The organism is Gordonia sp. HS-NH1, assembly GCF_001418765.1.
Classification (GTDB): domain Bacteria; phylum Actinomycetota; class Actinomycetes; order Mycobacteriales; family Mycobacteriaceae; genus Gordonia.
On the sequence record NZ_LIYC01000002.1, the window covers coordinates 337,445 to 344,369 of the forward strand.

Annotated in this window: 8 protein-coding genes; 3 read left to right on the top strand and 5 right to left on the bottom strand. The window is 68.4% G+C overall.

Translation table 11 applies throughout. The annotated features are described in order from the left end of the window. Positions 1 to 145 precede the first annotated feature (145 nt). Complete coding sequence (locus tag AMD30_RS03380; protein ID WP_055474698.1) at positions 146 to 1,819, top strand: alkaline phosphatase D family protein; 1,674 nt, start codon at positions 146 to 148, stop codon at positions 1,817 to 1,819. A 12-nt stretch (positions 1,820 to 1,831) separates the two neighbouring features. Here the strand turns inward: AMD30_RS03380 and AMD30_RS03385 are convergent, their stop codons facing one another. From AMD30_RS03385 to AMD30_RS03405, 5 genes are all read right to left on the bottom strand, one after another. Beyond that, positions 1,832 to 2,611: an HAD-IIB family hydrolase gene (locus AMD30_RS03385; RefSeq protein ID WP_035716973.1), complete on the bottom strand. Its 780-nt coding sequence runs from the start codon at positions 2,609 to 2,611 to the stop codon at positions 1,832 to 1,834. A 62-nt stretch (positions 2,612 to 2,673) separates the two neighbouring features. Continuing rightward, a complete protein-coding gene (locus AMD30_RS03390; protein ID WP_055474699.1) occupies positions 2,674 to 3,903 on the bottom strand; it encodes a winged helix-turn-helix domain-containing protein in 1,230 nt (409 codons plus the stop codon). After that, the gene (locus tag AMD30_RS03395; protein WP_055474700.1) at positions 3,903 to 4,430 is read right to left on the bottom strand and encodes a dihydrofolate reductase; all 528 of its coding nucleotides are present in this window, start codon (positions 4,428 to 4,430) and stop codon (positions 3,903 to 3,905) included. The genes AMD30_RS03390 and AMD30_RS03395 overlap by 1 nt, the downstream gene beginning before the upstream one ends. Further along, a complete protein-coding gene (locus tag AMD30_RS03400; protein ID WP_014926527.1) occupies positions 4,427 to 5,260 on the bottom strand; it encodes a thymidylate synthase in 834 nt (277 codons plus the stop codon). Before AMD30_RS03400 ends, AMD30_RS03395 begins: the two co-directional genes overlap by 4 nt. A 66-nt stretch (positions 5,261 to 5,326) precedes the next feature. Then, a complete protein-coding gene (locus AMD30_RS03405) occupies positions 5,327 to 5,644 on the bottom strand; it encodes a hypothetical protein (protein WP_055474701.1) in 318 nt (105 codons plus the stop codon). A gap of 64 nt (positions 5,645 to 5,708) precedes the next feature. Here AMD30_RS03405 and AMD30_RS03410 point away from each other — a divergent pair, with 64 nt between their 5' ends. After that, positions 5,709 to 6,416, top strand: coding sequence for a TetR/AcrR family transcriptional regulator (locus AMD30_RS03410; protein WP_055474702.1), 708 nt, complete (start codon positions 5,709 to 5,711; stop codon positions 6,414 to 6,416). A gap of 39 nt (positions 6,417 to 6,455) precedes the next feature. After that, entirely contained in the window at positions 6,456 to 6,818 is a 363-nt protein-coding gene (locus tag AMD30_RS03415) for an HNH endonuclease (RefSeq protein ID WP_055474703.1), read from the top strand. The last annotated feature ends 107 nt before the right edge of the window (positions 6,819 to 6,925 follow it).

Here is a 6,925-nt window from a genome sequence, read left to right on the forward strand (position 1 = left end):
GTCCCTCACGTCCGGCCACACCTGCGCGTGCCCTGCGGTACCCGATTCTCCCCCACCGCCTCCGTACCGCACTTTCGGGCTCCGTCCGGCTCAGTCCGCGGGTAGAGTCCCTGCAGGCGTGCGTGATGACCGGGGGTGGGATGCGATGACGACACGACGCGGTTTTCTGCGCACCGGTGCGGTGGTGACCGGCACCGCGCTCGCCTCACCCGCGGTGGCCGCACAGGCCGCGCCGGGGACGCCCCGATCCGGGTCTCCACAACCCGGGTCCGCGGAGGTCTTCCGCCACGGCATCGCGTCGGGCGACCCGCTTCCGAACGGCGTCATCCTCTGGACACGACTCACGCCGACCCCGGCGTCGGCGCCCGGTTCCGGGATCGGGCCGGAGAGTCTGGTCCGCTGGGAGGTCGCCGCTGATCCCGGCTTCGGCGCTGTCGTGGCGTCGGGCGAGACCCGCACCTCGGCGGACGCCGACCACACGGTGAAGGTCGATGTCGCCGGTCTGAGCCCGCGGACCCGGTACCACTACCGCTTCACCGTGGTGTCCGGTCCGGCCGCCGGTGCGGTGTCGCCGGTCGGACACACATCCACTGCGCCCGCGACCGGCGCCGACGTCGCGAAGATCCGGTTCGGCGTCGTCTCGTGCGCGAACTGGGAGGCCGGGTACTTCGCCGCCTATCGTCATCTGGCCGCGCAGCCCGGGCTCGACGCGGTGGTCCATCTCGGCGACTACTTCTACGAATACGAGACCGGCCGCTACACCGGCAAGACCGGAACGGTCCGGCCGCACGACCCCCGGCACGAGATCACCACGCTGCGCGACTACCGAACGCGTCACGCGCAGTACAAGACCGACCCCGATCTGGCCGGGTTGCACCGGGAGGTGCCGTTCATCTGCATCTGGGACGACCACGAGTCGTCGAACGACACGTGGCAGGGCGGTGCGGAGAACCATCAGCCGGGCGAGGGCTCCTGGACCGCGCGCCGCGCCGCGGCGCTGCGCGCGTACGCCGAGTGGATGCCGATCCGCCCCGCCGTCGACGCCGCCGGCCGGCACCTGTTCCGCAGGCTCCGCTTCGGCCGTCTCCTCGAGTTGTCCATGCTCGATCTGCGTTCCTACCGCGACCTCCAGGTCAGCTCCCGATCGGCGGCGATCGACGATCCCGCCCGGTCGATCCTCGGCCGCGCCCAGATGTCCTGGCTGACCAACGGACTCACGTCGTCGGAGACCCGCTGGAAGATCGTCGGCAACCCGGTGATGATCGCCCCGGTGCTGATCCCGCCGCTGGACCCGCAGACGACCGGCGCGGTCACCGCGCTGCTGGGCGTCCCGCGCGAGGGAATCCCCTACAACGCCGATCAGTGGGACGGTTACGCGGCCGATCGCCGACGGCTGCTGGAATCGCTCCGGCGCGACCGTGTCGACAACGTCGTGTTCATCACCGGTGACATCCACTCGTCGTGGGCCTGCGACATCCCGGCCGACCCGGCGAACTATCCCGGCGGCGGGAGCGTCGCGACGGAACTGGTCGGCACGTCGATCACGTCGACCAACATCGACGACATGCTGAACGTGCCCGCCAACACCGCGGGGGTCGCGGTGTCCTCGGCCTTCGGCGCCACCAACCACCACGTGCGTTGGAGCGAGTTCGACGCGCACGGCTACTCGGTCCTGACCGTGACCCCGGCGGCCACGCAGATGGACTGGTATTTCGTGCACGACAAGACGAACCCACGGTCCGGCCAGTACTACGCGAAGTCCTACCGGGTCGCCAACGGCACCCAGCGGGTCGTTCCGGCGGGCGGGCCGGTCTCCTAGCCGGCCGGCCTGTCAGCCGACGGGGTCGACCTGGTCCAGCAGGGCCGACAACTTGGCGTGGGTGTCGGGCCAGCCGTGGACCGCGATCGAGGTGATCCCCAGGGCCTTGACCGGGTAGTCGTTGCCGCCTTCGTCGAGCCTGTCGCCGAAGAACAGGATGTCGGCGGTGCTGAGTCCGAGGATGTCCATCAGCTTCAGTGCGCCGTACGCCTTGTCGATGCCCTTCTTGGTGACGTCCACCGAAGTCGAGCCGCCACTGCGGACTTCGAGGTCCGGAAGCCGCTCCGCGGCGTAGGCACGCAACGACTCCTTCTTCGCTCCGTCGGGGTCCCAGGCGGCCTTCGCCTCGACGGGAGCCTTCTGCCCCAGCGCGCTGAAGGTGATCTGGCTGCCGCGGTCCTCGAGGATGTCACCCCACGTCTCGCTCGCCCACAGTCCGAGTTCTCTCGCGCCGGTCTCCAGCACGTCGAGCGTGCGTTGCTTCTCGTCGTCGGTGAGGTATTCGGCGTAGACCGTCTCCCACTCGGCGCCGGACCACCGCACGTACTGGGTTCCACAGGTCGGCATGAGATGGAGGTTCCCGACGCTGTCGAAACTGCCGAGCCGCGCGAGAACCTGCTTCTCGAACTGGGTGAAGTTGCCGCCGGAGATGATGCAGCCCAGACTCACGTCGAGCATGCGACGCAGGAGCTCGACCATCTTGTCGTCGAGCGGGCTCTTCGACGGCGCCAGGGTGTCGTCGAGATCGAACATCACCAGTCGGTAGTCGTTGCCCTCATACGACACGGTCATCGCTTCGTCTCCCATCGCGGTCGTGAATTCTCGGTCATCAGCATTGCATCACCCGGCCTGCCTCACCCGGCGTGCACCATCCGTTGCAGGTCGGGCGCGAGGTCACCACGCCCAGCGACCACGACGTCGTCGAGGTCGAGCCAGCCGGCGAACGTCCGCAGATCGGCGGACAGCCGTTCGGCGACGAGGTCGCGCGACTGCCCCGGCTCGCAGTACGCCCCGAGGACCAGCAGGGTGCGATTCCTGCGGTCGGCCTTCAGGTCCACGCGCGCGGCGATGTCGGTGCCCAGCAAATAGGGCAGCACGTAATAGCCGTGTACCCGTTTGTGTTCGGGCACATAGATCTCGATGCGGTAGTGGAAGTCTAAGAGACGCTCGGCCCGCGGACGGAAGAAGACCAGCGGGTCGAAGGGCGACAGGATGGCCGAGGTGTCGATGCGCCGGGGCATCGGCGCACCCGCGGCCAGATAGGCCGGGTCCCGCCAGCCGTCCACGGAGACCTCGTGCAGCGCACCGGCTTCGACGAGTTCGGCGACCGCCGGTCGCGCATCGGCCGGACGAATCCGGTAGTAGTCGGCGAGATCGGCGACGGTGGCGACACCGAGGGACTGCGCGGCCCGGCCGACGAGCTCTCGGTGGGCGTCGGCACGGCCGGGTCGCTGCGCGACGATGTCGGCGCCGACGATCCGTTCGGTGAGGTCGTAGTGGCGCACGAAGTTCCCGTTGCGCACCGCCGACAGGTCACCGGCGGCGAACATGGCCTCGCACAGGTGCTTGACCTCCCCGCGCTGCCACCAGCTGCCCGCGGCGCCGGGTTCGCGTTCGATGCCCAGTTCCGCTTCGATGGCACGGGGCGTGGTCGCGCCGAGGGCCTCGATCACCGCTCGGACGTCAGCGACCAGGGATCGATTGCGACGCATCACGTCTCGTGTGTGCCGGTACCGGCCGTCGGCGAAGTCGTCCATCCGCCAGCGGAACAGCGGCCAGTCGGTCACCGGGATCAGCGCGGCTTCGTGAGCCCAGTACTCGACGAGCAGCCGTCGACCGCGCCCGGGCTGCCAGGCGGCGCGGTGCAGCAGGTCCGGGTCGTATGGACCGAGTCGTGAGTACAGGGGCATGAAGTGGGCGCGCGCGGCGATGTTGACCGAGTCCATCTGCAACAGTCGCGTCCGGCCGACGACCCGCTTCAGGTGCGTCATGGTGGGCGCTCCAGCGGGCCTGCGGTCGGCGAAACCCTGTGCGGCCAGGGCGGTTCGACGTGCCTGCGCGAGCGAGAGACGATCCGGCGGCATCAGACCTGCCGGGCGCGCCGGTAGTCGACGAACCGGTAGTCGATCCCGCTCGTCGAGGTCTGCCACTCGCCGTGTTCGGCCACCGCCCAGTCGTCGGTGATCGGCGGCGCGAACGCGTCGGCGCCGTCGACCTCGACATCGATCTCCGTGACGCAGAGCTCGGTGGCGAACTCCATTGCCAACCGGTAGATCTCACCGCCGCCGATGACTCCGATCCGGTCATCGCCGGCCAGGTCGAGCGCCTCGGCGACCGATCCCGCGACGACCGCACCGTCGGCGGACCAACCCGCATTGCGGGTCACGACGACATTGGTTCGGCCGGGCAGCGGCCGAAAGCGCGGCGGCAGCGAATCCCATGTCCGGCGGCCCATGACGACGGGATGTCCGACCGTCAGTTCCTTGAACCGCGCCATGTCCTCGGGGACCCGCCACGGGATCGTGTTGTCCCGGCCGATCGCCCCGCCTCGTCCCTGCGCCCAGACCAGTCGCACCGAGCGCGACCCCTCCCCCGTGAGGTCCGACGTCACACCGCCACCGGCGCCTTGATCCCGGGATGGGACTCGTAGTCGACGATGGTGATGTCGTCGTACTCGTAGTCGAAGATCGAATCCCGCTTGCGCAGTTCCAGTTTCGGGTACGGGTACGGCTCGCGCGACAATTGCAGCGTCACCTGGTCGACGTGGTTGTCGTAGATGTGGCAGTCGCCGCCGGTCCAGACGAACTCGCCGACCTCGAGACCCGCCTGCTGGGCCATCATGTGCGTCAGCAGTGCGTACGACGCGATGTTGAACGGCACACCGAGGAAGAGGTCGGCGCTGCGCTGGTACAGCTGGCACGACAGCTTGCCGTCGGCGACGTAGAACTGGAAGAACGCGTGGCAGGGCGGCAATGCCATCTGCGGGATCTCCCCCACGTTCCACGCGGACACGATGTTCCGGCGCGAATCGGGATTGGTCTTGAGCAGGTCGAGGGCGGCAGCGATCTGATCGATGTGTTCGCCCGACGGGGTCGGCCAGCTCCGCCACTGCACGCCGTAGACAGGACCGAGTTCACCGTTCTCGTCGGCCCACTCGTCCCAGATCGTCACACCGCGGTCCTGCAGCCATCGCACGTTGGAGTCACCGCGCAGGAACCACAACAACTCGTAGACGATCGACTTGAGGTGCACCTTCTTGGTGGTGATCAGTGGGAAACCCTCGGCGAGGTCGTAACGCAGTTGTCGGCCGAAGAGGCTGCGCGTCCCGGTACCGGTGCGGTCGGCCTTCGGTGTCCCGGTCTCCATCACGAGGCTCAACAGGTCCTCGTACGGAGTCGGAATGGTCCCGGTCGATGACATGTCGCGGATCGCCGTACTCACGGGGGACAGTCTACGGCCCGACCCGCACCACAGCTCGGAGGCCGCACCCCCACCCGACCCGCGGGTCTACGACGGGCGCTGCGCCGTCCCGTCGCCGAACCGCACCTCGAGGACAGTGGCCGGCGTGCGCGGCGGTTCGCCGGGCGGATGGATGCCCCGAGCCTCGAGAACCGGGTGCACCGCGGGGTGGACCACCTTTTGGAGCGACGCGAAGCAGCTCTCCTCGGACTCCCACACGTCGAGGTAGCTCACGCTCTTGTCCGCGTTCTCGAGCGCCAGGTGGACGAGCAGCCCCGGCATCGGGGTGTCCCCGATTCGGTCGGCGATCTCCCCGTACATCTCGGCGTCGATCGGGACGTCCTGGGTCCATGCGAAGAATGCCATCGTGCGCCCCTTAATTCATCCGAGTATGTATCGGATTAATTCGTGTGCCCCTAGACTAGGTCCGATGCCCGACGCAGTCAATGGCCGGTCCGACGGGGCGGCCACATCCCGATCCCCAGGTCAACACACCCGCCGGTACGACACCAGCCGTCGCCGCGCGGCGGCCGCGCAGACCCGTTCGCGCATCCTCGACACGGCTCGTCGACTGTTCCTGTCCCAGGGTTACGCGGCGACGACCGTCGCCGCGATAGCGCGCGGTGCCGCAGTCTCGCCCGACACGGTCTACACCGTCGTCGGCCGGAAACCGGCGATGTTCCGGGAACTGATCGAACTCGCGCTGTCGGGTACCGACCAACCAGTTCCCGGCACGCAGCGCGACTATGTCGCACGCATGCTCGCCGAGGACGACGCGCGCCGGAAACTGGCGATCTACGCCCACGCTGTCACCGCGATCCAAGGACGGCTCGCACCGTTGTTTCTCGTCCTTCGGGACGCCGCGGCCCTCGACACCGACCTGCGGGATCTGTGGGAGGAGATCACCGAGCGGCGCGCGGAGAACATGCGTCGGCTCGCGGCAGACCTCGCCTCGACCGGCGCCACGCGTACGGATCTGACCGTCGAGGAGATCGCCGACATCGTCTGGACGATGAACTCCTCCGAGTACTACTCGATGCTCGTGACGGACCGCGGCTGGACACCGGACCGCTTCTCGAACTGGCTGCACGACGCGTGGTGCCGACTACTACTCAGCGATCCCACCCATCCCGTGTGACTGCTGTGACTCCTGTGGCCCTCGCGGTAGTCTGCTCTCGTGGCCACCCGCAGCACGACCCGCGCCAACCGCTACGCGAAGCGACGTCGCAAGCGGGTCGCGTCCCGTGACAACGACCTCACCGACACCCAGTGGCTCGCTCTGCAGCGGGCCTGGGGAGGGTGCGCGTACTGCGGCGCCGTCGGAGTCGCCCTGCAGCGCGACTGCATGCTGGCCATCTCCCGGGGCGGCCGGTACACCGTCGCCAACGTCGTGCCCTGCTGCGGTCCGTGCAATGCCAGCAAGTGCAATTCCGAGGTCACGACGTGGATGCGGCGCAAGAAGCTCGACGAGAAGGCGTTCCTGGTCCGGCAATTCGAGGTGAGCAGGGAACTCGCCGGCTCCGTGGACCCGGTCGACTGATCAGCCGGCTCGCGCCGGCCGGCGACCTCGGCCGGGCGACCATCGACGACTACGCCGCTGACCTGTCGAGGTCGGCACCAGAAGAATTGCGTTCCTTCCATTCCCAC

Excerpts from the sequence above, each read along its gene's own strand:
- AMD30_RS03385 (WP_035716973.1), bottom strand. The coding sequence starts at position 2,611 with ATGACCGTGTCGTATGAGGGCAACGACTACCGACTGGTGATGTTCGAT.
- AMD30_RS03390 (WP_055474699.1), bottom strand. The coding sequence starts at position 3,903 with ATGCCGCCGGATCGTCTCTCGCTCGCGCAGGCACGTCGAACCGCCCTG.
- AMD30_RS03380 (WP_055474698.1), top strand. The coding sequence starts at position 146 with ATGACGACACGACGCGGTTTTCTGCGCACCGGTGCGGTGGTGACCGGC.
- AMD30_RS03410 (WP_055474702.1), top strand. The coding sequence starts at position 5,709 with ATGCCCGACGCAGTCAATGGCCGGTCCGACGGGGCGGCCACATCCCGA.
- AMD30_RS03405 (WP_055474701.1), bottom strand. The coding sequence starts at position 5,644 with ATGGCATTCTTCGCATGGACCCAGGACGTCCCGATCGACGCCGAGATG.